This is a genomic window from Streptomyces sp. NPDC034049, from assembly GCF_055575575.1.
The window spans coordinates 150,453-172,991 of the sequence record NZ_JBVISJ010000014.1; the positions used below are offsets into that span (position 1 = coordinate 150,453).

Consider the following 22,539-nt stretch of genomic DNA (forward strand, 5'->3'; position numbering starts at 1 on the left):
GAGTGAATCAGCCGACTTCACCACTCGGTGCCGTCGTGAGTTTCGTACGGTCTGTGTCGGGATCCGGCCGGCTGTGGGGAGGGTGGATGATCGTGTCCCTCGGACCGTCCGTCGGCTGCTTGGTGCTGACCCTCTCCCTGCTGCTCCGTGCCCGGGGCACACGCGGGCGCGTGCGGACCCGTCTGCTCCTGGTGGCGGGTTCCGCGACCGCCGGAGCCGTCTATCGTGCCTCACTCGTCGCCCTGTCGGCCCAACCGCAACCGGCGCCGGATCCACCGGGGTTGACGGGATGGGCGGTGGTCGCCGGGGTGACGATCACGGTCGGGCTGGGGACGGCCGGTCTGGTCGTCGCGGCGGATGCCGGTACGGGATGGCAGGCGTGGCTGCGGCGCGTCCTCGACGGGGCCGTCATGGCCGGCGCCGTGTTCATGGCCGGCTGGGTGCTGCTGGGCAGGTCCGGTGACGGCTGGCGGCCGGAGACGGGCATGCTCGGCGTCCTGTGGACCTCGGAGGTCGTGTTCCTCGGTTTCCTGCTGGCCCTGCGACGTCTCGTACGGGGCGACCAGCAGGCCACCCTGTGGGTCTCGATCGTCGGGGTGTTCCTGATGTTGATCGGCGACACCCTGCGCCTGCTGCGGGTCGGACCACCGGGCGAGGAGGCGATGTCCTTCCAGGTGGCCGACCTCTGCGGCGCCGCAGGACTGCTGATCGTCGCCGTCGGTCCCTGGGTGCCCGGCGGGGCCAGCGTGCTGGGTGCCGGCCGGCCGATCCTGCGCTCGGGGATGGAGGGAGCCGCGGCGTTCATCCCCCTGACCGTGTGCACGGTGTCGGCGCTGGGGTACGCGCTGGCGCCGCTGGCCGACGACCCGGTACCGCTGCTGGTCGGCGGCCTCGCACTGCTCGGCCTGTGGGCCCGGCAGATCTGCCTGCCGAGCAGAACCACGGGCAGGGACGACTGAGCGGTGCGGTGGTGCCGGTCGGTGTCCCGGACGACCCACCGTCCGGGACACCGGCCGCGCTCCGCGGTTCAGCGCGTCGTGCCGGCCATCTCCGGGACGGGTGTGTCGAGGGCGTCGAGGCCGCGCAGGATGTCCTCCACCCGCTGCTTGGCGTCACCGAAGAGCATCTGGGTGTTCTCGCGGAAGAACAGCGGGTTCTGCACGCCCGCGTAGCCGACGGCCATGGACCGCTTGAAGACCACCACATGGGCGGCCTCCCACACGTGCAGCACGGGCATGCCGGCGATGGGACTGGCCGGGTTGTCGATGGCGGCCGGGTTGACGGTGTCGTTGGCGCCGATGACGAGGACGACCGAGGTGGCGGGGAAGTCGTCGTTGATCTCGTCCATCTCCAGCACGATGTCGTACGGCACATTGGCCTCGGCGAGCAGCACGTTCATGTGCCCGGGCAGCCGGCCGGCCACGGGGTGGATGCCGAAGCGCACCTCGACGCCCCGCTCGCGCAGTTTGCGGGCCAACTCGGCCACCGGGTACTGGGCCTGGGCGACCGCCATGCCGTAGCCGGGCGCGATGATCACCGAGGAGGCGTCGCGCAGCAGTTCCGCGGTCTCCTCGGCGTTGATCTCCCGGTGCTCGCCCTGCTCTCCGTCGTCGGCCGCCGCCGGGGTGCCGAAGCCGCCGGCGATCACCGAGAGGAAGGAGCGGTTCATGGCCTTGCACATGATGTACGAGAGGTAGGCACCGGAGGAGCCCACGAGCGCGCCGGTGACGATGAGCAGGTTGTTGGCGAGGAGGAAACCGGAGGCGGCCGCGGCCCAGCCGGAGTAGCTGTTGAGCATGGAGACCACGACGGGCATGTCACCGCCGCCGATGGAGGCGACCAGGTGCGCGCCCAGAGCCAGCGCGATCACGGTGACCGCGATGAGCAGGCCCATGCCGGGACGGGCCACGAAGGCGACGGTGAGCACGACGAAGGCGACCAGGGCGCTCACGTTGAGGACGTGCTTGCCGGGCAGGGTGAGCGGGCGGGAGTCGATGCGGGCCGAGAGCTTCAGGTACGCGACGACGGAGCCGGTGAAGGTGACAGCGCCGATGAACACGCCGATGAACACCTCGGCGTGGTGGATGCCGAGCAGGGAACCGGTGAGTTCGGCGTCGACGTCGAGGTAGCCGTTCCAGCCGACGAACGCGGCGGCGAGGCCGACGAGGCTGTGCATGATGGCGATCAGCTCGGGCATCCCGGTCATCTCGACGACCCGGGCGCGCCACAGTCCGATGCCTCCGCCGACGGCCATGGCGACGGCGATCAGCACGAGACCGGTGGCGGTGATGGTCCGGGAGGCGAGCCCGACGGTGGCGGCCAGGGCGATGACCATGCCGGTGATGCCCCAGACGACCCCGGAACGGGACGTCCGGTGCCGGGAGAGCCCCGCGAGGCTGAGGATGAACAGCAGCGCGGCGACGACGTAGGCGGCTTCTGCGGCCGTGACGGTGGTCATCCCTGATCAGCCCTTCGAGAACATGCCGAGCATGCGGCGGGTGACGGCGAATCCGCCGAAGATGTTGATACTGGCCAGCAGGATCGCGGCGAACGACAGCACGGTGACGGCGGTGTTCCCCTGCCCGATCTGCAGCAGCGCGCCGACGACCACGATCCCGGAGATGGCGTTGGTGACCGACATCAACGGGGTGTGCAGCGCGTGGTGCACCTGGCCGATGACGTAGAAGCCGATGACGATGGCCAGCACGAACACCGTGAAGTGGCCGATGAGTTCGCTCGGTGAGAAGGCGGTCACCAGGAACAGGGCGAGCGCTCCGGCGCCGACGAGGGCGTACGCCGACCAGGCGGGGCGTGCGGGCTTCGCCGGTGTCTCCGAAAGCGCGGCCACAGGTTCCGGGGCCCCTGCCGGGGCGGTCGCGGCGGACACCTGGACCGGTGGCGGGGGCCAGGTCCTCTCGCCCTCGCGGACCACGGTCATCGCGCGCTGCACCACGTCGTCGAAGTCCAGGACGAGACGGCCGTCCTTGCCGGGGGTGAGCAGCTTCATCAGGTTGACGAGGTTGGTGCCGTAGAGCTGTGAGGCCTGGGCGGGGAGCCGGCCGGGCAGGTCGGTGTAGCCGATGATCGTCACGTCGTTGTCGGTGACGACGGCCTTGCCGGCGACCGTGCCCTCGACGTTGCCGCCCTGGGCGGCCGCCATGTCGACGATGACGCTGCCGGGCTTCATGCGCGCGACGTCGGCGGCGGTGATGAGCCTCGGTGCCGGCCGGCCCGGGACGAGCGCGGTGGTGATGATGATGTCGACGTCGGCCGCCTGCTCGGCGTACAGCCGCTCGGCGAGCCGGTTGTAGTCGTCCGAGGTGGCCTTGGCGTAGCCGTCGGTGCCGACCTCCTGCGCGGCGGAGACCGTGAGGAACTCGCCGCCCAGGGAGCGGACCTGTTCGGCGACCTCGGGCCGGGGGTCGGTGGCGCGGACCACGGCGCCGAGGCTGCGGGCCGCGCCGATCGCCGCGAGTCCGGCGACGCCGGCGCCGGCCACCAGGACCTTGGCGGGCGGCACCTTGCCGGCGGCGGTCACCTGGCCGGTGAAGAAGCGTCCGAAGGCGTGCGCGGCCTCGACGACGGCCCGGTATCCGGCGATGTTCGCCATCGAGCTGAGGACGTCCAGCGACTGGGCGCGGGAGATGCGCGGCACGGCGTCCATGGCGAGCACGGTGAGGGGCCGCCGGGCCAGTTCCTCGACCAGTTCGGGGTGGAGAGCCGGGCCGATCAGCGCGATCAGCGTCGCCCCGTCGCGCAACCTGCCGATCTCCTCGCCGGAGGGGCCGTTCACCTTGAGCACGATCTCCGCCGCCCACGGGTCGCCGAGCCGGGCGCCGGCCTCCTCGTAGGCCGCGTCGGAGAAGCGGGACGACGCCCCCGCTCCCGGTTCGACCACCACGTCGTACCCGAGCGCGACGAGTCTGCCCACGGTGACCGGTGTTGCCGCCACCCTGGTCTCGCCCGCGGTGGACTCGGCCGGGACGCCGATGCTCTGGGGTTCGGGTTCCGCTTGGACCATCCTCTGTCTCTCTTCCCGTGGACGTCGTGGTGCCGGGCCTCGCTGACCCACTTGTTGACCCATGCCCCGTGGGTGCGCGGTGGATACGGGGCCCACGGGTCCAATCGCGGCCGGGCAGCGGGACAGCCGGGCAACCGGGCAACCGGGATCACCGGGATCACCGTCCCCGTCGGTGATCCCGGGACTGAGCATGGGCGTCCGGGACAGCCAGCGGAACGACCTGCTGGAGGGCCGTTCGCCGCGCCACCGAGATCGGCACCCGGCCCTGCCGGGACAATCCCGTGTGGCGGGCGGCGGACGGATCGCTCACCGAGTGGTGAGTCAGTCGTGGGGGACGACCGCGACGGGGCACCGTACGTGATGGATCGCCGCGTGGGCCACGTGGTCCAGATGGTGTGTCATGCCGTGCCGGTGCACACGCCGCCCGACGACCAGCAGCGCGGCATCCTCGGCGGCGTGCACGACGGCCTTGGCGGGGCTCGCGAGGCGGATGCTGTCCTCCACCTCCACCTGCGGGTACTTCTCGCGCCAGGGCCGCAGCGCCCTGCTCAGCCCCTCCCGCGCCTCCCCCGTCAGCTCCTCGCCGACGCCGTGGTCGACGCCCCAGGGCATGCGCGCGTGGAACGGCACACTGCGCCCGTGGACGGCGAGGAGGGGGAGGTCCCGGGCCGCGGCGCTGTGGAACGCGAAGTCGAGCAGGTCGTCGCTGGACCCGTGCAGGTCCATCGCCACGACGACCCTGGCCGCCGGGGTGGGGGCCGGCTGCCCCGTGGTCGGCTCCGCGCGGACCAGGGTCACGGGCCGTCGGGCCCGCGCCACGACCGCCATGCTGACGTCACCCAGGAAGTAGCTCTCGGCGGACCCCAGCCGGCGTGAACCCAGCACCAGCATCTCGGAGTCCGAGGCGGCCCGGAGCAGGGCCTCCTGGGCGTCGTCGGCGATCAGGCTGCCGACGACGGAGAGCCCCGGATGACGTGTGCTCAGCTCCGCCTGCGCGGTGTGGACGAGGCGTTTCGCCCAGTAGTTCTGGTCGATCTCGGAAGGGGCGCGGGGCGGCTCCGGCGCCAGCATCGGCCACGCGTGCAGCAGCCGCAGGGTGAGCCTGCGCTTCTCGGCCTCCTCGGCGGCCCAGCGGGCCGCGGCGAGGCTCTCGGGTGAGCCGTCCAGGCCCACCGTGACGACTTGTTCCATGGCGGCGCCCTCCGTCTCGTACGAAGCTGGACACGCCGGCGGACGACGGCGAACGCATCCCTTGGACCACCCGGCCCGGACCTGGTCGACATGCCGAGCGGGTACTGCGTTCCCTCCTTCGAGGAGTACCCCAAACCCCCCGGTCTCGCATGTGGACCAAGGACGAGCACTCGCAGAACGCGGGTCCGGCGGCGGAGCCGACCTCGCCAGGACCTCGCCGGGACCTCGCCAGGACCTCGCCGGGGCCGAAGCGCGCCACGTCGGGGACATTCGGCCCCTGCGTCGGAGAGGGTTGGCGCCCCCGGCCGGGTGCGCGTCGCGCGGAGAGGGTGACCCCGGCGTGTACGACGGTCCCTGTGCGGTCCTGGTTCGACCTCCCGCGGCAAGCCGGTCGTCCCCCCGTGCTGGTCCCAGCCTGGGACGTCGGCGGGTTCGGGCGATAAGCGCGGGGACGACGGTGTATCGCCCGTCGATGAGAACCGTCCAGGTGCGGACGGCGGACCGCCACCGGATCACCGCCCGGCTGGCGGAGGACCTCGATCGTGACAACAGCGCAGCGAGGCAGCTCGCCCGGCTGGACCGCGAGGGGCGTCCCGCCTCGCCGCCGATGAACCGGCTCAACGCGAGGGCGAGCGAGTGGCTGGCGAGCGGCATGGCGGCCCTCGGCGTGGCCCGCGGCTGCTGGCGGTCCGGTCGGGCACGCGCCGGCTGCTGGACCGGGGACGGTACGCGCGGGGGGAGGCCGACTGGGACCGGGTCGGGCCGCCGTGGTCGGGACGCTTCCGCCGGTGACACGCGCGCGTGTCGGGGTCGCGGGCGGACGCGCCGTATCCGGACTCCGCGTCCAAACTGGTGGAGTACGACGCCCGCCCGGTGCCGAAGCCGTCGTCCACGCCCTGCCGAGTGGAGGAGCACGATGCCGCACACGTCGGAATGGAAGATCCGTCTGCGTCTCATCGAGGACCACGAGGGAACGACCGAGGCCCAACTCGTACTGGACACCGGCACGACGAGGCTCGTCGGCCGTGGCTCCGCGCACTGTCATCCCGCGGACACCGACGTCCCCGAGATCGGTGACGAGCTGGCGGCGGGCCGCGCCTTGAACAACCTGGCACGGCAGCTGATGGGGGCCGCCGAGCGGGACATCGAGGGCATGGGTGCCGCGCGACCGACCAAGCCCCCGCCCGTCGGCTGGCCTGTGTAGGCCCGCTTCGCGACATCGGGAAAGGACCGAGAACCATGGCATCGGAAACAGCCCCGCCGAGTGTGGGTCCGGTCCAGCCGGTCCGGCTGACCGCGACCTGCGACCCACAGCTGTCCCGCTGGCTGTGGCTGGTGAAGTGGCTGCTCGCGCTCCCCCACTACGTCGTCCTGGTCTTCCTCTGGGTGGCGTTCGTGCTGGTGGGAGTCGTGGCCTTCTTCGCCATCCTGTTCACCGGCCGCTACCCACGCCCCCTGTTCGACTTCAGCACCGGAGTCCTGCGCTGGAGCTGGCGCGTGGCCTTCTACACGTACGGCGCCCTCGGCACCGACCGCTACCCGCCCTTCACCCTCGCCGAGGTGGCGGACTACCCGGCGCACCTGGACGTGGCGTACCCCGAGCAGCTGTCCCGGGGGCTGGTCCTCGTGAAGTGGTGGCTCCTGGCCATCCCCCACTACCTGGTGCTGGGCATCATCGGCGGCGGTGTCCACGTCGCCTGGACCTCGGGAGGGCTCATCGCGCTCCTGACGTTCTTCGCCGGGGTGGCCCTGCTCTTCACCGGTGTCTATCCGCGCGGCATCTTCGATCTGGTGGTCGGTCTGGACCGGTGGGTGCTGCGGGTCGCCGCGTACACCTCGCTGCTCACGGACGTCTACCCGCCCTTCCGGCTCGACCAGGGCGGCAGGGAGCCTGGGACGCGGCCATGACCGCGGAGAGGATCGAGGTCCGGCCGCGCGTTCAGCGTTTCCTCGCCTCCTGCGGCGTCCCCGGAAGTTCCTTCGCGATCCGGCGTGCCCATGCCTCGATCGCGGGAAAGTCACGGAAGTCGCCGCCCTTGCCGGACTCCACGAGCCGGCGGGCGATGAAGCCCTTGGCGCCTTCCTCCAGGCAGCCGCCGAAGGTGATGTGCTCCCGGGCGTCGAAGCGGATCACGGCCTTGCGCACGCCGGGCACGGGCGGGATGTCCCGCTCGGAGGCGGAGGCGTCGAGGGGACCGCTGCTGAACAACCACAGCGGGCGCTGCGGGAGCTCGCGGCGGTGCCGGCGAAGGAACCGGCGGGCGTTCTTCTGCCAGCGCCCGGCGTAGAGCCCGCCGCCGACCACGACGGCGTCGTACGGCAGCAGGCTGACGACGGATTCGGCGGGGCGGGCCTCGGCCGTCAGCCCCTCCTCGGTCAGTGTCTCGGCGACGGTCTCGGCTATCCGGGCGGTGGATCCGTTGGTCGTCCCATAGGCGACCAGGACGTGGAGGGTCATGGCGGTACGCCTCCTTTCACGGCGGCGGGCTCCGCGCGCGTCGCACATCACATGCGCGTCGTCCGGTCGCCAGGCGAGTTCGTCCACTACGAGCATCCGGCGGATCGGCGGGTGAAGCCATGGGCCGTCCGGGGCGGGCAGGGGGCCGGTCGGCCCCGGGTGGAGGGGGCCGGCGGTCCTCGGTCAGTCCGGCAGGGTGAGCGTGCGCGACTCCCCCGGTGCGACGGAGACGGTGCGGTCGGCCAGCGCCACGGTGATGGGGGCACGGTCGGAGTCGGGCACGGTGATGTGCAGTTGTCCGGACCGCAGCCGCAGCCGCACGCCCCAGTGGCCCCGGTAGCGCATCGAGAACCCGTACGCGGACAGCTCCGGGACCGGTACGGGGTCGAGCCGCAGCGTGTCGCCGCGCGTCTCCAGTCCGGTCAGCCCGCGCTGTACGAGGTCGAGGGTGCCCGCCATGGCGCCCAGGTGGATGCCCTCGCCGGTGGTGCCGCCCTGCAGATCGGCGATGTCCCCGACGAGCGCTTCCTGGACGAAGTTCCATGCCTCGGCGCGCCGTGCCCTGGCGAGCACCCACCCGTGCACGAGGGCGCTGAGCGTGGAGCCGTGGGACGTGCGGCTCAGGTAGTGGTCCACGGTGCGCCGCCAGGTCTCGTCGTCCAGCCGGTACCCGAGCCGGTCGAAGAGGGCGCGCAGTTCGGCGGGTGAGAAGAGATGGCCGAGCATCAGCGCGTCGGCCTGCTTGGAGGCCTTGTAGCGGTTGACGGTGTCGCCCTCGGCCTCCAGGATCCGGTCCAGCCGCCGGATGTCGCCGTACTGCGCCGTGTACGCCGCCCAGTCGAGTTCGGCGAGTTCGCCGTACCCCTCGAACTGGCTGATGACGCCGTCGTGGAACGGCACGTGCAGGGAGCGGGAGACGTCCTCCCAGCGTTCGCGTTCGCCGTCGTCGAAGCCGGTGCGGTCGGCGAGTTCGCGGCGGCGCGGCCGCGGGAGCGTCTCCATCAGTTCACCGGCGCGGGCGAGGACCCAGGCCGCGGTGACGTTGGTGTAGGCGTTGTCGTCGAGACCGGGCCGGTCGGCGCCCGGGTAGGCCTCGTGGTACTCGTCGGGCCCCACGACACCCCGGACACGGTAGCGGCGCAGGTCTTCGTCCCAGGTGGCCGCGTCGGCCCAGAAGCGGGCGATCTGCAGCAGCATCTCGGCGCCCTTGGTGTGCAGGAACTCGGTGTCGCCGCTGGCCTCGTAGTACCGCCACACGTTGTAGGCGACGGCCGACCCCACGTGGTGCTGGAGGTGCGAGTGGTCGGGCAGCCAGCGCCCCGAGCGCGGGTTGAGGTGGAACCGCTGGGTCTCCTCACGGCCGTCGCTCGCGCTCTGCCAGGGGTACATCGCCCCGGTCCGCCCGATGTCCCCGGCCGCGGCCACGGCCCGTCCGAGGCGCCGGTGGCGGTAGGTCAGCAGCGCGCGGGAGACCTCGGGGAAGTGCAGGTTCAGATAGGGCAGGACGAACAGCTCGTCCCAGAAGACGTGTCCGCGGTAGGCCTCGCCGTGCAACCCGCGCGCGGGGACGCCGACGTCGAGGTCGGCGGTGTGCGGGGAGAGCGTCTGCAGCACGTGGAACAGGTGCAGCCGGAGGATGCGGCCCGCCTCCCCCGGCACCTCCAGGTCCGCCCGGCGCCACAGCAGGTCCCACGCGGTGCGGTGGGACTCCAGCAGCTCCTCGAAGCCGGCTGCGCGGCCGACCCGGTCGACGGCCGCGCGGAGCGGGTCGTCGATCGCCGGGTCGCGGGAGGTGAACAGGGCGACGGTCTTGTCCACCGTGACGGTCCGGCCGGGCACGAGGGCCAGGCGGAAGCGCTGGACCGCGCGCCGCCCCTGGTGGCGGGCCTCGGACGTCTCGCCGGTCGCGCCGACCGTGCGTGCCGCCATGCCGATACGGATGTCCGAGGCGCTGGTGCGGCAGCGCAGCCAGACGGTGTCGGCGTCCGCCGAGTCGGTGTGGACGTGCACGAGGTGCCGGGTCGCCAGATCCCGGTAGCGCGCCACCCCCGTGTTGCGCACCCGGCCGTCCAGGGCGGCCTCCACCTCCAGTTCGCCCGAGAAGTCCTCGGCGGTGAACTCCGTGCGCAGTGCCGCGAGATGGGGATCGGCCATGTGCACCAGCCGCTGCTGTCGCACCCTGAGGCGGCGGCCCGTGCGGTCCTCGTACGTGGAGCGGCGCTCCAGGACGCCCGTCCCCGGGTCCAGGTCCAGGTGGTGGTCGAGCAGCCGGTGGCGGTCCGGGGTCAGCCACTCCTCGCCGGCGGGGCGGAAGCGCAGCGGCAGCCAGTTGGGCAGGTTGACCATGTCCTCGTTCTCGACACGGTGGCCCGCCACCCGCGAGGTGAGCCGGTTGTAGCAGCCGGCCGCGTAGGTGCCCGGGTGGTGCACGGCGTCGGCGCCGCACTCGGGCAGTGCGCCGCGGGTCGCGAAGTAGCCGTTGCCGAGGGTGCACAGCGCCTCGCGCAGGCCCTCCTGTTCGGGGTCGTAGCCCTGGTACTCCCAGATCCAGTCGCGCATCCGGTCCTCCGGCACGTCGGGCTCCACGGGGCCGCCGCCTCGGCGGCGGGACGCGCGATGGCCGTGGGCCGCGCGGCGACCGGGGGCGTCCCGTCGTCGTGTCGAGCCTAGGGCCGCCGAGCCCGGTGCGCCGCGGGCACGGCGGCGGACGGGGGACCCGGAGCAGGGGCCGCAGGTCCCCGAGCGGGGCCGACCGGCCCATGGAGGCGCGCCCGGCGCGGGCGGAGAGTGGGTGCGAAGGCAACAACCGGAAGCGCACGAGAGTCCTCAGGAGGCGAGAGCCATGCGGCACCGGACGGTGAGCGACATCATGTCCACGTCGGTCGTCCGGGTGCACCCCGACACCGGGTTCAAGGAGATCGCCAAGCTGCTCGCCGAGTACGACATCACGGCCGTACCGGTGGTGGACGACGACGGCCGTCCCGTGGGCGTCGTCTCCGAGGCGGACCTGCTGCGCAAGGAGGCCGCGCAGCTGGATCCGGCCGGTCTGCTGCCGGTGCTGCACCCGAAACCCGCGGCCCGCGCGAAGGCGGAGGCCGCGACGGCCGCCGGGCTGATGACCAGCCCGGCCGTGACCGCCCGGCCGCAGTGGACCGTCGTGGAGGCCGCACAGGTCATGGAGCGGTACCGGGTCAAGCGGCTGCCGGTCGTCGACGAGGCCGGCCGACTGGTCGGGCTGATCAGCCGGGCCGATCTGCTGCGTGTGTTCCTGCGCGGCGATCGCGCCATCCGCGAGGAGATCAACGGGGACGTCCTGCTGCGCACGCTGGGCATCGCGTCCGACGCGATCCTCGTACGGGTGGTCGACGGACGGGTCACGCTCCGGGGCACCGTCGAGCGCAAGTCCCTGGTCCCGATCGTGGTGCGGCTGTGCGCCGGCGTCGACGGAGTGGTCGACGTCTCCGCCGAGCTGAACCATCGGATCGACGACACCGACTCGTCGCCCGAGCCGGAACCGGGCGGGTCGCGCCGCTCCCAGCTGGCGAGCTGAACGCTGCGCCGTGGCCATCGCCCGGGGCATTCCATGGAGGGCCCCGAGCCGAAACCCGTCGGCACACCCACCCGCTCGCGGCACCCCACCCACCCGCAACACGCCCACCGACCCGCGCGGAAGATCACCATGCCGATCATCAATCACCACTCAGCCGCCGAGCCCCGGCGCTCGGTCGACCTCGACAGCGACGAGGCGCTGCGGCTGCTCGGCAGTGTGTCCTTCGGGCGGATCGTCTTCACCCGGCACGCCCTGCCGACCGTCCGCCCCGTCAACCATGTGCTGGACGACGGCGACATCGTCATCCGCACCCATGAGGGCACGGCGCTGACCGCGCGGGCCCAGGAGGCGGACGACCCGGGCGTCGTGGTGGCGTACGAGGCCGACGCCATCGACCCGGAGACCCATCTCGGCTGGAGCGTCGTCGTCACGGGCTACGCCCGCCCGGTCACCGATCCCGAGGAACTGGCCCGCTACCGGGCGCTGTTGCAGTCCTGGGTGAGCGGGACCATGGACCACGCGGTCCGCATCCGCCCGGACCTGATCACCGGCATCCGCCTCACGGCGGTCGAGGCCGACGCCTGACACCGGACGTCTGACACCGGCGGGGACGGCACCGCCGACGACCGGACGGACGGCCCCGGCGGACGCGTCCGGCGGCGTCAGTGGCTTCGCGTCCGGTACCGGCTGCGGAACTCGGCCAGCAGTTCGTCGGTCACCTCGGCCCCCGCGCTCACCGCGGCGTGGACGTCGCGGAAGTAGTTCTCGTACCCGGCGGGGGTGTACAGGCACAGGGCGCGGACGGGGGCCGGGCCGGCGTTGCGGAAGCCGTGCGGTGTGCCGCGGGTCGCGGCCAGCAGATGACCGGGGCCCACGGTGATCTCGCCGTCGCCGGTGTGCAGTGTCAGCTCGCCCTCGAGGACGTAGAAGTACTCGTCGTGCCCGTCGTGCACGTGTGGTCGCGCGCCCACGGTGCCCGCCGCGAGGCTGAACTCCTCGAAGGCGAAGCGCCCTTCCGTGTGTTCACCGGTGAGCCGGAAGAAGTGGGTCACCCCGGCCACGTCCAGACACTCACCCTCCTCCGGAAGGCGCAGCAACGGCTGCGGGGTGGCGGCTGCCTGATGATCTGTCATGGGGACATCCTGACCCGGGAACCGTCCGGCGCGGCTCCCGGGGTGGCATCTGCCGATGAACGGTGGTCCGTGAGCTTCGGGCCTGGTCCGGCTCGGCGGCCCGGTGCTCCGGCAGTCCGGCGGTCCGGCGGTCCGGCGTGTCCAGTGGGGGCCGGTCACACGATGTCGAGTACGTCCCGGACGGGGCGGCGCGGGGTGGTCGGGCCGTGCGGGCCGTAGCCGAGGCGTAGCACCATCTGGACGTGGCCCCGGCCGGAGACCGGGTCGCGGGCGAGCGGGCGCAGGTCGGCGTTCTCCAGGGGGTGGGAGGTCAGCGAGCTCGCCAGTCCGGCCGTCGTGGCCTCCAGCAGGACGTGTTCCAGGGCCTGCCCGGCGCGCAGCCAGTCGAGGGCAGTGTCACCGCGGGTGTAGAGCAGGGCCAGGTGGGGGCTGGTCTCGAAGGCGGTGGTGCCGCGGTCGGCCACCAGCCGTCGGCCCGCGAAGTCCCGGCGCGGTGCCCGGCCCTCCCGTCGGCGCGGGCCGAAGGCGTACTCGGGAACGCCGTCGACGGCGATGTCGGCCTCCGGGCCGAGCCGGGTCCAGCGCTCCAGGTCCTCCCTGCCCCCGGCATCCAGGGTGTCGCGGCTCTCGGCGTCCCGGACCAGCTCCAGAACGGTGTCCAGGTGCCAGGCGCCGGGAAACGAGAGCTCGCCCTCCTCCTCGGCGGCGGCCGCGCGCAGCCGCGACCGTACGTCCTCGGGGACGTCGCGGTCGTCGAAGGGATACCGGCTGGTGTGCCGCCGGTGGAGGGCGGGATACAGCCGTGCCAGGTCTCGCTGGTGCGGGGTCGGCCCCCCGTGGTCCTCCGCAGGGGCGGCCGCCTCGTGGGCGGCGGTCACATGAACGGCGGTCAGGTGGACTGCGGCCAGCACCTGCGGGTCGCCCGGGTCCGGCAGCAAACGGACCCGCGGGGACAGCCCGGCGTGTGCGGCGGCGACGCGCAGGTTGAACAACGCCGCCCCGCAGCCGATGTGCAGCGCCCGGTGGTCGGGGTCGGTGCGGCGCATGGCCCGGCCGAGGTCCGCGCGCAGCAGCAGGACCCGCTCCTCGGTCAGGAAGCGGAAGCGCCAGGGCTGCGCGTTGTGCATCGACGGTGCGGCCGTGGCGTCGGCGACGAGATCGGTCACCGTCCTCGTGTCCAGCTCTCGCGTGATCATCGCAACCTCCCGGCAAGGTGTCCGGTCTCCGGTGTCGACCCCATGCGTGACGTCCGGTCTCCGGTGTGGGCCTTATGAGAAGTCTGACGGCGGTGTCGTCGTCACCGCGAGGGCCGTCCGGCCCCGGCCTGGGCCGAAGGCCCCTGGCGCGGTCGCCGACTCCGCGATGCAATGGACATGGAGGGGAGAAGCAGGCACCCGGCCCCGCCTCGTCGCGGTGGGCGCACGAGGAGGTGGCGTATGGACTTCGACGACCGCGAGGAGGCAGGACGTCTCCTGGCCCGGCGCCTGGAGCATCTGCACGACGAGGACCTCGTGGTCCTGGGACTGCCTCGGGGCGGCGTTCCGGTCGCGTACGAGGTGGCCGGGAGACTGTCGGCACCGCTGGACGTGCTCGTGGTGCGCAAGCTCGGAGTGCCGTGGCAGCCGGAGCTGGCCTTCGGCGCCATCGGTGAGCACGGTGTCCGCGTCCTCAACCGGAACGTGATCGACAGCAACGGGATACGGGACGAGGAAGTGGCCGACGTCGAGCGCGCCGAGCGGGCGGAGCTGGAGCGGCGTGTGGCCCGGTATCGCGCCGGGCGTGGCCCCGTGCCCGTCACGGGTCGCGTCGCGCTGGTCGTGGACGACGGGCTGGCCACGGGCGCCACCGCCGAGGCGGCCTGCCGGGTGGTGCGGGGCCGGGGTGCGGGGAGGGTGGTTCTCGCCGTCCCGGTGGGATCGGTGGAGGCGGTCGTACGGCTGCGCGGAGTGGCCGACGAAATCGTCTGCGTCGAGGCGAGGGAGGACCTGGGCTCGGTGGGTGCCTGGTACCGCGACTTCACGCAGACGCCGGACGCGGAGGTGATCGGTCTCCTCACGCGTGCGGCATCCGCCGGGCCGAGGGGCCGTGGGGCCACCGCGACGGGGCAGGAGCGTGGCGGGAGACCCGCCCTGGACCAGGGAAGACGCGACGCGGTACGGAAGTGATCATGATGGAAGCCAAGCAGTGGACCGTCGAGATCCACATCAGCGAACAGGACGACGAGACGCGCGCGCGTGCCGTGCTGAACACCGACGAGGCCGCGTACCTCACGGGCCGGGGCCTGGCCCGGCGCAACCCGATCGACCGCCCCGTCCCGGAGATCGGCGACGAGCTCGCCGTGAGCCGCGCCCTGGAGGACCTGGCCATCCGTCTCCATGACGTCGCCTCCGACGACATCGTCGACCTCACGGGCCCGGTCCAGGCCTGACATCTCTCCGTGGACGAGGAGTCGGGGGCGCGGTCTGCACCTGGGCGGGTCACGGGTGGGTGGTCAGCGGATCGAGGAACGTCAGTACGGAGGCGTCCTCCTCGATCAGCGGGGTGAGGGCGGCGTTGAACGGGGCGCCGTAGGGGGCCTTCAGGTGTGCCTGGAAGGCGTTCTCGTCCCGGTAGACCTCGAAGATCCAGTAGGCGCGCGGGGCGGCCGCCTTGGTGTAGACGTCGAAGGTGAGGTTGCCTTCTTCGGCGCGCACCTTCAGGGCGTAGTCCTGGATCAGGCGGGCGACCTCGTCCTCCGCGCCCTCTCGGGCTGTGAACTCGGCGAGCAGGGTCTTCGTCATGGTTGTGTGTCCTTGTCCGTGGGTGGGCCGGGCGGGCCGTACGGGCCGCCGGGTTCGGGAGCGGGCCGCCGGGTCGGGGGGCGGAGTGCGGGAGTCGGGTGGCGTACGGCCGTCAGGCGTCGGCGGTGGTCGCGTGCGCCGCCATCTGCTCCTGCCAGGGCGGGTTGGGGCCGGCGACCGAGCAGGTCAGGGCGGCGACCCGGGCGGCGAAGCGGCAGGCCTCGGCCACGTCGTCGAGGGCGAGAGCGTCCAGCCGACCGCCGAGGAGGTCGCGTTCGGCGAGGTGGTGCAGCAGTCCGGCGGTGAAGGAATCGCCGGCGCCCACCGTGTCGACGACCTGGGTCGGCACCCCGGGCACCCGCACCCGTTCGCCGTCGAGGGAGGCGAGGGCGCCGTCGGCGCCGAGCGTGATCACGACCAGCCGTACCCCCGCGGCGTGCCAGAGGTCGCACGCCCGCTCCGGCGCGGTGCCCGGCAGCAGCAGTTCCAGGTCGTCCTCGCTCAGCCGCAGGATGTCGGCGAGGCGGCACCAGCGGGCGAGCCGTTCCCGGTAGACGTCGGGGTGGACCAGCAGCGGCCGGACGTTGGGGTCGATGCTGACGGTGGCCCGGGGCGAGGCCCGGGCCAGGAAGTCCTCCACCGCGGTGGCGCCCGGTGCGCGGACCAGTGCCAGTGAGCCGGTGTGTACACAGGCCGCCTCCGCCAGGTCCACCCGCCTCAGTTCCTCGGGGGTCCACTGCCAGTCGGCCGTGTTCTGGGCGTGGAAGGAGAACGTGGCCTGCCCCCGCGCGTCCAGCTCCGCCACGGCCAGCGTGCTGGGTTCGGCGGCGGCGACGGCGGACGACAGGTCCACGCCGGACGCCTCCAGATGGGACCGGAAGAGACGTCCGAACAGGTCGCCGGAGAGGCGGGCGAGGAAGCGTGCCGGGGTGCCGAGGCGGGCCAGGGCCACCGCGGTGTTCGCCGGGCCGCCACCTGGCAGGACGCGCAGCGCGAGCTCGTTCGCGGCGGCCGGGGGTTCGGCGAACGCGTCCGCTACGCACTCTCCGAGGACGGTGATCTGGCGCGGGCTCATGGGCTGCTCTTCTCTCCGGCGCGGACCGGGACAGCGGGCGCTTCGTGACACGGCCACCGGCCGGGCGGCGGGGCGGCGGTCGTGGACGTTGCCGATTTGTGACGGGTGCAAGGCATTGACGTTGCGGCGAGAGGGAGTCCATCATCCTCGCCATGCAGTGTCAACGATGACATAAGTCAGCGATGACACATCGGGGCGGCATGCTCCGAACTCCCGGGCCCCGTGCCGCTCGTCATCCCACAGGAGTGTTCATGTCTCGCACCACTCGCCTGTCCTCCGCCGTCCTCAGAGCGGCCGCCGCGACCGGCGTCGCCGCCCTCGCCCTGACGGCCTGCGGTCCCGGTTCCGGCGCCGACGCGGGCTCGGGTTCGTCCAGCGCCGGTTCGGGCGACGTCAAGGTCGGTCTGATCACCAAGACCGACACCAACCCGTTCTTCGTGAAGATGAAGGAGGGCGCGGAGAAGACCGCGAAGGCCGAGGGCGTCGAGCTGATGACCGCGGCCGGCAAGTTCGACGGGGACAACGCCGGTCAGGTCACCGCCATCGAGAACATGGTGGCCGCCGGGGTGAAGGGCATCCTGATCACCCCCAGCGACTCCAAGGCGATCGTGCCGGCGATCGAGAAGGCGAAGGCCAAGGGGGTCCTGGTCATCGCCCTGGACACCCCGACCGAGCCGGAGAGCGCCGTCGACGCCCTCTTCGCCACCGACAACGTCAAGGCCGGCGAGCTGATCGGCGAGTACGCCAAGGCCGCGATGAAGGGCAAGGAGGCGAAGATAGCCGCCCTCGACCTCGCGCCCGGCGTCTCCGTCGGCGTGCAGCGGCACGAGGGCTTCCTGAAGGGCTTCGGCGCCACCGAGAAGGACGTCCTGTGCGCCCAGGACACCGGCGGCGACCAGTCCAAGGGGCAGACGGCGATGGAGAACTGCCTCCAGAAGGAGCCGGACATCAACGTCGTCTACACCATCAACGAGCCGGCCGCCCTCGGCGCGTACACCGCGCTGAAGGCCAAGGGCCGGGAGAAGGACGTCCTGATCGTCTCCGTCGACGGCGGCTGCACCGGCACCCGGGCCGTCAAGGACGGAAAGATCGCGGCGACCTCGCAGCAGTACCCGCTGAAGATGGCCGCCGAGGGCGTCAAGGCCGTGGTGACCTATGCCAAGGACGGCAAGAAGGTGTCCGGCTACACCGACACCGGGGTCACGCTGATCTCCGACAAGGCACAGGACGGGGTCGCGTCGAAGGACACCGCCTACGGCCTGGAGAACTGCTGGGGCTGAGCCGCCCCTCAGGGCCTGTCGTTCGGATCACTCCTGGGCCGCGGGGCTTGGCACGCACATCTGCGGTCACCAGGCGCCGCGGCCCGAAGCCGGCATGATCCGAACGACAGGCCCCGAGGACCGTACGAGACTGCCACCTCCCTGAGCGGGGCGGTCGGCCCGCCACCTCCCCGACCGGCGGGGGCGGCCGCCCCCCTTGTCCTGGCGACAAGGAACTCTGTCTTCCGACAAGGACTTCGCATGACAGCCACGTCCACGCCCCCGAGCACATCCTCGCCGTACGCGGAGCTGAAAGCGCCGACGACGGCCCGCAGGCTGCTCACGGCGCCGACCACCGGCCCGCTGGCCGCGCTCCTCCTCGCCTGCGCCTTCTTCTCCCTCTCGACCGACCAGTTCCTCACCGGCGGCAACTTCTCCCTGATCATCCAGCAGGTCATGGTCGTCGGCACCCTGGCCATCGGGCAGACCCTGATCATCCTCACCGCCGGCATCGACCTGTCGTGCGGTGCCGTGATGGCGTTCGGCAGCATCGTGATCGCCAGGATGGCGGCCGAGGGCAGCCTGCCGCCGCTGGCCGCCATCGCCCTGGGCCTGGTCGTCTGCGGCGGATTCGGCCTGCTCAACGGGGTGTTGGTGCAGAAGATCCCGCTGCCGCCGTTCATCGTCACCCTCGGCATGCTGAACGTGGCGTTCGCGCTGACCCACATCTACTCCGAGGAGCAGACGGTCACCAACCTGCCGGGTCCGCTGACGGCGCTCGGCGAGACCTTCCCGCTCGGGTACACCGACGTGACCTACGGCTCGCTGGTCACCATCGCCCTGTTCCTCCTGCTCGCCTACGCGCTGAGCAGCACCGGCTGGGGCCGGCACGTCTACGCCCTCGGCAACAGCCCGGAGGCGGCCCGGCTGAACGGTATCCGTACCTCCCGGCTGACCATCGGCGTCTACACCGTGGCGGGACTGCTGTACGGCATCGCCGCCCTGCTGCTCATCTCCCGTACCGGCGTGGGCGATCCGCAGGCCGGACAGACCGACAACCTCGACAGCATCACCGCCGTGGTCCTCGGCGGCACCAGCCTCTTCGGCGGACGCGGTTCGGTCCTGGGCACCTTCATCGGTGTCCTGATCGTCGGTGTCTTCCGCAACGGCCTCCAGCTGATGGGTGTCGCCTCGATCTACCAGACCCTGATCACCGGTGTGCTGGTGATCCTCGCGGTGACCGTCGACCAGATCTCCCGGAAGAAGGCCCGATGACCGCCACGTCGACCCCCGTTCTGCAGGCCCGCGGTCTGGTCAAGCGGTACGGCCATGTCACCGCCATCGACGGCGCCGACTTCGACCTGATGCCGGGCGAGGTACTGGCCGTCATCGGTGACAACGGCGCCGGCAAGACCAGCCTGATCAAGGCCCTCACCGGCGCGGTGACTCCGGACGCGGGCGAGATCCGGCTGAACGGCGAGCCCATCGTCTTCTCCGGCCCGCAGAGCGCCCGCGCCCACGGCATCGAGACGGTGTACCAGGACCTCGCCGTGGCCGCGTCCATGGACATCGCCTCGAACATGTTCCTCGGCCGCGAGCTGCGCCGGCCCGGTGTGCTGGGCAGTGCCTTCCGCATGCTGGACAAGAAGCGCATGCGTCAGGAGGCGGCCGAGCACATGGCCGACCTGAAGATCGGGCTGCGCTCGCTCACCCAGTCCGTCGAGACCCTCTCCGGCGGCCAGCGGCAGGCCGTCGCGGTGGCCCGCGCCGTCGCCTGGGCCCGCAGTGTCGTCGTGATGGACGAACCGACCGCCGCCCTCGGCGTCAAGGAGTCCGGTCAGGTCCTCGACCTCATCCGCAGGGTCCGCGACAAGGGCATGCCGGTCGTCCTGATCAGCCACAACATGCCCCATGTCTTCGAGATCGCCGACCGGATCCACGTCCACCGCCTCGGGCGGCGCGCCGCGGTGATCAAGCCGTCCGACTACTCCATGGCGGAGGTCGTCGCCATCATGACCGGCGCGCTCACCGTGGATGCGGCCGGCGCTACTGTCGTAGCGGATTCGGAGGCCGCGAAGGCCGCCGGAGTACAGGCCACCTGACAGTACGACACCGCTCTCGCAGTTCCGGCCGAAGGCCGCGGCCGGGACCGAGAGCCCACAGGAGACGGTTTCCTCCATGGCAGCGAACCGCCGCCCCACCCTGGCCGACGTCGCCCGAGAAGTCGGCGTCAGCGCCAAGACGGTCTCACGGGTCCTCAACGAGGACGGACCCGTCTCGGCGCAGACCAGGGAACAAGTCCTCGCCGCAGTGGCCGAGTTGGGTTTCCAGCCGAACCTCATGGCACGCAACATGCGGGTCGGCGGTCCGGACACCACCGTCGGACTGGTCGTCCCCGACCTCGGCAACCCGTTCTTCGGAGCGGTCGCCCGGGGCATCGAGGACAGCGTCCGCGAACGCGGGCTCACGCTGCTCATGGGGTCGTCCGCGGACGACCCCGACCGTGAACGCGCCCTGACGGCCAAGTTCCTGGCCCGGCGCGTCAGCATCCTGATCGTCGTGCCGTCGGTCGGCGCCGACCACTCCCATCTGCGGGCGCAGCGGACGGCGGGGCTGCCCGTGGTCTTCCTCGACCGCCCGGGAGTCGGCCTGACCACGGACAGCATCGTCAGCTCCAACCGGGCGGGGGCCCAGGACGGTGTGGCCCACCTGATCTCCCACGGGCACCGGCGCATCGGGTTCGTCGGCGACCTGCCCGCCAAGCTGTACACCCGCCGCGAGCGTCTGGCCGGATACCGCGCGGCCCTGCGGGAGGCCGGCCTCCCCCACGACCCCGCGCTGGTCGCCGACGCACACGACCAGCGGGGTGCCGAGGCCGCGACCGCCCAGCTCCTCGCACTGCCCGACCCGCCGACCGCCCTGTTCGCCGGGAACAACATCATGGCGCTCGGGACAGTGGCCGAACTCGCCCGCGGCAAGCGCAAGGAGGTGGCGGTCGTCGCCTTCGACGACGTGGCGCTCGCCGAGGCGCTGGAACCCGCCCTGACCGTCGTGGCGCAGAACCCGGAGGAGATCGGCCGGACCGCCGCGATCACCGCCCTGGCGCGGCTCGACGGCGACCGCTCCCGCGCGCGCACGCTCACCGTCTCCACCCGGCTGATCGTCCGGGGTTCGGGGGAGCAACCGATTCCCACCCCGTAGCGGGCTCCCCGCCGACCCGCCGAGGGTTCCTCCGCCACCGGCCGTGCCCGCCGAGGCTTCCCGCGCTACCGGTCGTGTGCCGACGGCACCCGCCACACCAGGGTCGTGCCGCCGCCGGGCGGGCTGCTCGTCTCCAGTTCGCCGCCCAGTCGCCGGGCGCGTTCGGCCATGTTGCGCAGTCCGCTGCGGCGGCCCTCGGCGGGAATGCCCACCCCGTCGTCGGAGACCGTGAGCCGCACCTCCCCCGCGGCGGCCTCCACCACCACGTCGGCCCGGGACGCGCGGGCGTGCCGGGCGACGTTGGTCAGGGCCTCGGAGAGCACGGCCACCGCATGGTCGGCGACCTCCTTGGGCACCTCGGTGTCGAGCAGTCCTTCCAGTCGCAGGCTGGGGGCGAAGCCCAGGACCGGTGCCGCCTCGCCGACCACGCGCACCACGCGGGCCCGCAGACCGACACCGGCGGTGCCCTCGCGTGAGCGCAGGCCGAAGATGGTCGACCTGATGATCTTGATGGTCTCGTCCAGGTCGTCCACCGCCCGCAGGACCCGCTCGGACGCCTCCGCGTGCTCGATGAAGCGGCCCGCGCTCTGCAGGGTCATCCCGGTGGCGAACAGCCGCTGGATGGCCAGGTCGTGCAGGTCCCGGGCGATGCGGTCGCGGTCCTCCAGCAGCGCGATCTGCTCGGCGTCCCGGCGGCGTTCGGCCAGCTCCATGACGACCGCGGCCTGCGCGGCGAAGCCCTGGAGGCGCTCGATCTCGGGCTCGGTGAACACCAGGTGGCCCACCGCGCGCGCCAGCAGCAGGATGCCGCGCATGCTCTCCCCCGAGCCGATGGGAACGGCCACCGCGGGGCCGAGACCGGTGACGCTCCGGGCACCCGTACCGCCCGTACTGCCTGTACCGCCCGTACCGCCGGTCCCGCCCGTACCGCCGGTCCCGTCGGGTCCGGCGCGGGAGACGTCCTGGCTGGTGACGGGGGCGGCTCCGGTGAAGGCCCGGCCGATCAGGTTGCCCTCCAGGGGCAGTACCAGCCCGCGGTGGGCCGCCGCCTCCTCGCCGATGGCGAGCTCGACCGTGAGGGACTCGGTGCCCTCCATCGGCACCGCGACGACCGCGAGGGCCGCGTTCATGATCTCCCGGGCCCGTTCGGCGATGACCCGGAGGACCTCGCCGGGCTCGCCGCCGGACATCAGGCTGTGGGTGATCTCGGCGTTGGCCCGCAGCCACCGCTCCCGCAACCGCGACTCCTCGTAGAGCCGCGCGTTGTCGATCGCCACACCCGCCGCCACCGCCAACGTCGACAGCACCGACTCGTCCTCCTCGTCGAACTGCGCCCCACCCCGCTTCTCCGTCAGATACAGATTCCCGAACACCTGCTCACGCACCCGGATCGGGACACCCAGGAACGTGTGCATCGGCGGATGGTTCGGCGGGAAACCGTACGAGGCGGGGTGCTCGGAGAGTTTCACCAGGCGCAGCGGCTCCGGGTGGCTGATCAGCTCGCCCAGGATGCCGTGGCCCTCCGGGAAGGGGCCGATCCTTGCGATCTGTTCCTCGCTCACCCCGACCGTGTGGAACGCCGAGAGCCGCTTGCCGTCCGGGCCGATCACCCCGAGTGCCGCGTACTCGGCATCCACCAGCACCGCGGCCGCCTCCACGATCCCCCGCAACGCCTGCTCCAGCTCCAGCTCCCGCCCGACCGACAGCACCGCCTCCAGCAGACTGTGCACCCGATCCCGCGTCCCGCGCGCCGCGTCCAGCCGCGCCTGCAACTCCTCCAGCAACTCGTCCAGCCTCAGCTGCGGCAGCCGTACCCGGGCCTCGCGGCCCCTCTCGAAGCTTGCCACCGGTGATCCTCCAGACTGCCCACG

At 72.2% G+C, this 22,539-nt stretch carries 21 protein-coding genes; 11 read left to right on the forward strand and 10 right to left on the reverse strand.

Annotation, left to right across the window (positions count from 1 at the left end; genetic code table 11):
* Nucleotides 1–86 precede the first annotated feature (86 nt).
* On the forward strand, nt 87–959 hold the full coding sequence (locus tag ACZ52C_RS32685; protein ID WP_469078153.1) for a hypothetical protein: 873 nt from the start codon (nt 87–89) through the stop codon (nt 957–959).
* A 68-nt stretch (nt 960–1,027) separates the two neighbouring features.
* Here the strand turns inward: ACZ52C_RS32685 and pntB are convergent, their stop codons facing one another.
* From pntB to ACZ52C_RS32700, 3 genes are all read right to left on the reverse strand, one after another.
* Nucleotides 1,028–2,458 (reverse strand): Re/Si-specific NAD(P)(+) transhydrogenase subunit beta, encoded by a 1,431-nt coding sequence (gene pntB, locus ACZ52C_RS32690; protein ID WP_469078154.1) that lies wholly within the window; start codon nt 2,456–2,458, stop codon nt 1,028–1,030.
* 6 nt (nt 2,459–2,464) lie between these two features.
* Nucleotides 2,465–4,021 carry a Re/Si-specific NAD(P)(+) transhydrogenase subunit alpha gene (locus ACZ52C_RS32695; protein WP_469078155.1) on the reverse strand — a complete coding sequence of 519 codons (1,557 nt, stop codon included), beginning with the start codon at nt 4,019–4,021 and terminating at the stop codon, nt 2,465–2,467.
* Nucleotides 4,022–4,342: 321 nt separating this feature from the next.
* Nucleotides 4,343–5,212, reverse strand: a complete 870-nt coding sequence (locus tag ACZ52C_RS32700; RefSeq protein ID WP_469078156.1) for a universal stress protein — start codon at nt 5,210–5,212, stop codon at nt 4,343–4,345.
* A 916-nt stretch (nt 5,213–6,128) separates the two neighbouring features.
* Here ACZ52C_RS32700 and ACZ52C_RS32705 point away from each other — a divergent pair.
* Together ACZ52C_RS32705 and ACZ52C_RS32710 are read left to right on the forward strand one after the other, a co-directional pair.
* Nucleotides 6,129–6,416, forward strand: coding sequence for a DUF1876 domain-containing protein (locus ACZ52C_RS32705; RefSeq protein ID WP_469078157.1), 288 nt, complete (start codon nt 6,129–6,131; stop codon nt 6,414–6,416).
* A 35-nt stretch (nt 6,417–6,451) separates the two neighbouring features.
* Entirely contained in the window at nt 6,452–7,120 is a 669-nt protein-coding gene (locus ACZ52C_RS32710; protein WP_469078158.1) for a DUF4389 domain-containing protein, read from the forward strand.
* Between the two features lie 31 nt (nt 7,121–7,151).
* Here the strand turns inward: ACZ52C_RS32710 and ACZ52C_RS32715 are convergent, their stop codons facing one another.
* Nucleotides 7,152–7,670 (reverse strand): flavodoxin domain-containing protein, encoded by a 519-nt coding sequence (locus tag ACZ52C_RS32715; RefSeq protein WP_469078159.1) that lies wholly within the window; start codon nt 7,668–7,670, stop codon nt 7,152–7,154.
* Nucleotides 7,671–7,853: 183 nt separating this feature from the next.
* A complete protein-coding gene (locus ACZ52C_RS32720) occupies nt 7,854–10,229 on the reverse strand; it encodes a glycoside hydrolase family 65 protein (RefSeq protein WP_469078234.1) in 2,376 nt (791 codons plus the stop codon).
* A gap of 283 nt (nt 10,230–10,512) precedes the next feature.
* On the opposite strand from ACZ52C_RS32720, the gene ACZ52C_RS32725 reads away from it, so the two are divergent.
* Both ACZ52C_RS32725 and ACZ52C_RS32730 read left to right on the forward strand, forming a co-directional pair.
* Nucleotides 10,513–11,220: a CBS domain-containing protein gene (locus ACZ52C_RS32725; RefSeq protein ID WP_469078160.1), complete on the forward strand. Its 708-nt coding sequence runs from the start codon at nt 10,513–10,515 to the stop codon at nt 11,218–11,220.
* Nucleotides 11,221–11,349: 129 nt separating this feature from the next.
* The gene (locus ACZ52C_RS32730) at nt 11,350–11,805 is read left to right on the forward strand and encodes a pyridoxamine 5'-phosphate oxidase family protein (protein WP_469078161.1); all 456 of its coding nucleotides are present in this window, start codon (nt 11,350–11,352) and stop codon (nt 11,803–11,805) included.
* 77 nt (nt 11,806–11,882) lie between these two features.
* Here the strand turns inward: ACZ52C_RS32730 and ACZ52C_RS32735 are convergent, their stop codons facing one another.
* Together ACZ52C_RS32735 and ACZ52C_RS32740 are read right to left on the reverse strand one after the other, a co-directional pair.
* Entirely contained in the window at nt 11,883–12,353 is a 471-nt protein-coding gene (locus ACZ52C_RS32735) for a cupin domain-containing protein (protein ID WP_469078162.1), read from the reverse strand.
* A gap of 155 nt (nt 12,354–12,508) precedes the next feature.
* Nucleotides 12,509–13,549: an Acg family FMN-binding oxidoreductase gene (locus tag ACZ52C_RS32740; protein WP_469078163.1), complete on the reverse strand. Its 1,041-nt coding sequence runs from the start codon at nt 13,547–13,549 to the stop codon at nt 12,509–12,511.
* A 240-nt stretch (nt 13,550–13,789) separates the two neighbouring features.
* Here ACZ52C_RS32740 and ACZ52C_RS32745 point away from each other — a divergent pair, with 240 nt between their 5' ends.
* Together ACZ52C_RS32745 and ACZ52C_RS32750 are read left to right on the forward strand one after the other, a co-directional pair.
* Nucleotides 13,790–14,518: a phosphoribosyltransferase gene (locus ACZ52C_RS32745; protein WP_469078164.1), complete on the forward strand. Its 729-nt coding sequence runs from the start codon at nt 13,790–13,792 to the stop codon at nt 14,516–14,518.
* Nucleotides 14,519–14,520: 2 nt separating this feature from the next.
* Nucleotides 14,521–14,781, forward strand: coding sequence for a DUF1876 domain-containing protein (locus ACZ52C_RS32750; RefSeq protein WP_469078165.1), 261 nt, complete (start codon nt 14,521–14,523; stop codon nt 14,779–14,781).
* Between the two features lie 49 nt (nt 14,782–14,830).
* Here the strand turns inward: ACZ52C_RS32750 and ACZ52C_RS32755 are convergent, their stop codons facing one another.
* A complete protein-coding gene (locus ACZ52C_RS32755; RefSeq protein WP_060882290.1) occupies nt 14,831–15,133 on the reverse strand; it encodes a putative quinol monooxygenase in 303 nt (100 codons plus the stop codon).
* A gap of 112 nt (nt 15,134–15,245) precedes the next feature.
* The gene (locus ACZ52C_RS32760; protein WP_469078166.1) at nt 15,246–16,208 is read right to left on the reverse strand and encodes a carbohydrate kinase family protein; all 963 of its coding nucleotides are present in this window, start codon (nt 16,206–16,208) and stop codon (nt 15,246–15,248) included.
* 251 nt (nt 16,209–16,459) lie between these two features.
* On the opposite strand from ACZ52C_RS32760, the gene ACZ52C_RS32765 reads away from it, so the two are divergent.
* From ACZ52C_RS32765 to ACZ52C_RS32780, 4 genes are all read left to right on the forward strand, one after another.
* Nucleotides 16,460–17,488: a substrate-binding domain-containing protein gene (locus ACZ52C_RS32765; RefSeq protein WP_469078167.1), complete on the forward strand. Its 1,029-nt coding sequence runs from the start codon at nt 16,460–16,462 to the stop codon at nt 17,486–17,488.
* A 240-nt stretch (nt 17,489–17,728) separates the two neighbouring features.
* Nucleotides 17,729–18,742, forward strand: a complete 1,014-nt coding sequence (locus ACZ52C_RS32770) for an ABC transporter permease (RefSeq protein ID WP_045561196.1) — start codon at nt 17,729–17,731, stop codon at nt 18,740–18,742.
* The gene (locus ACZ52C_RS32775; RefSeq protein WP_045561197.1) at nt 18,739–19,569 is read left to right on the forward strand and encodes an ATP-binding cassette domain-containing protein; all 831 of its coding nucleotides are present in this window, start codon (nt 18,739–18,741) and stop codon (nt 19,567–19,569) included. The genes ACZ52C_RS32770 and ACZ52C_RS32775 overlap by 4 nt, the downstream gene beginning before the upstream one ends.
* 76 nt (nt 19,570–19,645) lie before the next feature.
* Entirely contained in the window at nt 19,646–20,668 is a 1,023-nt protein-coding gene (locus tag ACZ52C_RS32780; protein WP_469078168.1) for a LacI family DNA-binding transcriptional regulator, read from the forward strand.
* A gap of 65 nt (nt 20,669–20,733) precedes the next feature.
* Here ACZ52C_RS32780 and ACZ52C_RS32785 read toward each other — a convergent pair whose 3' ends face one another.
* A complete protein-coding gene (locus ACZ52C_RS32785) occupies nt 20,734–22,515 on the reverse strand; it encodes a sensor histidine kinase (RefSeq protein WP_469078169.1) in 1,782 nt (593 codons plus the stop codon).
* Between the last annotated feature and the right edge of the window lie 24 nt (nt 22,516–22,539).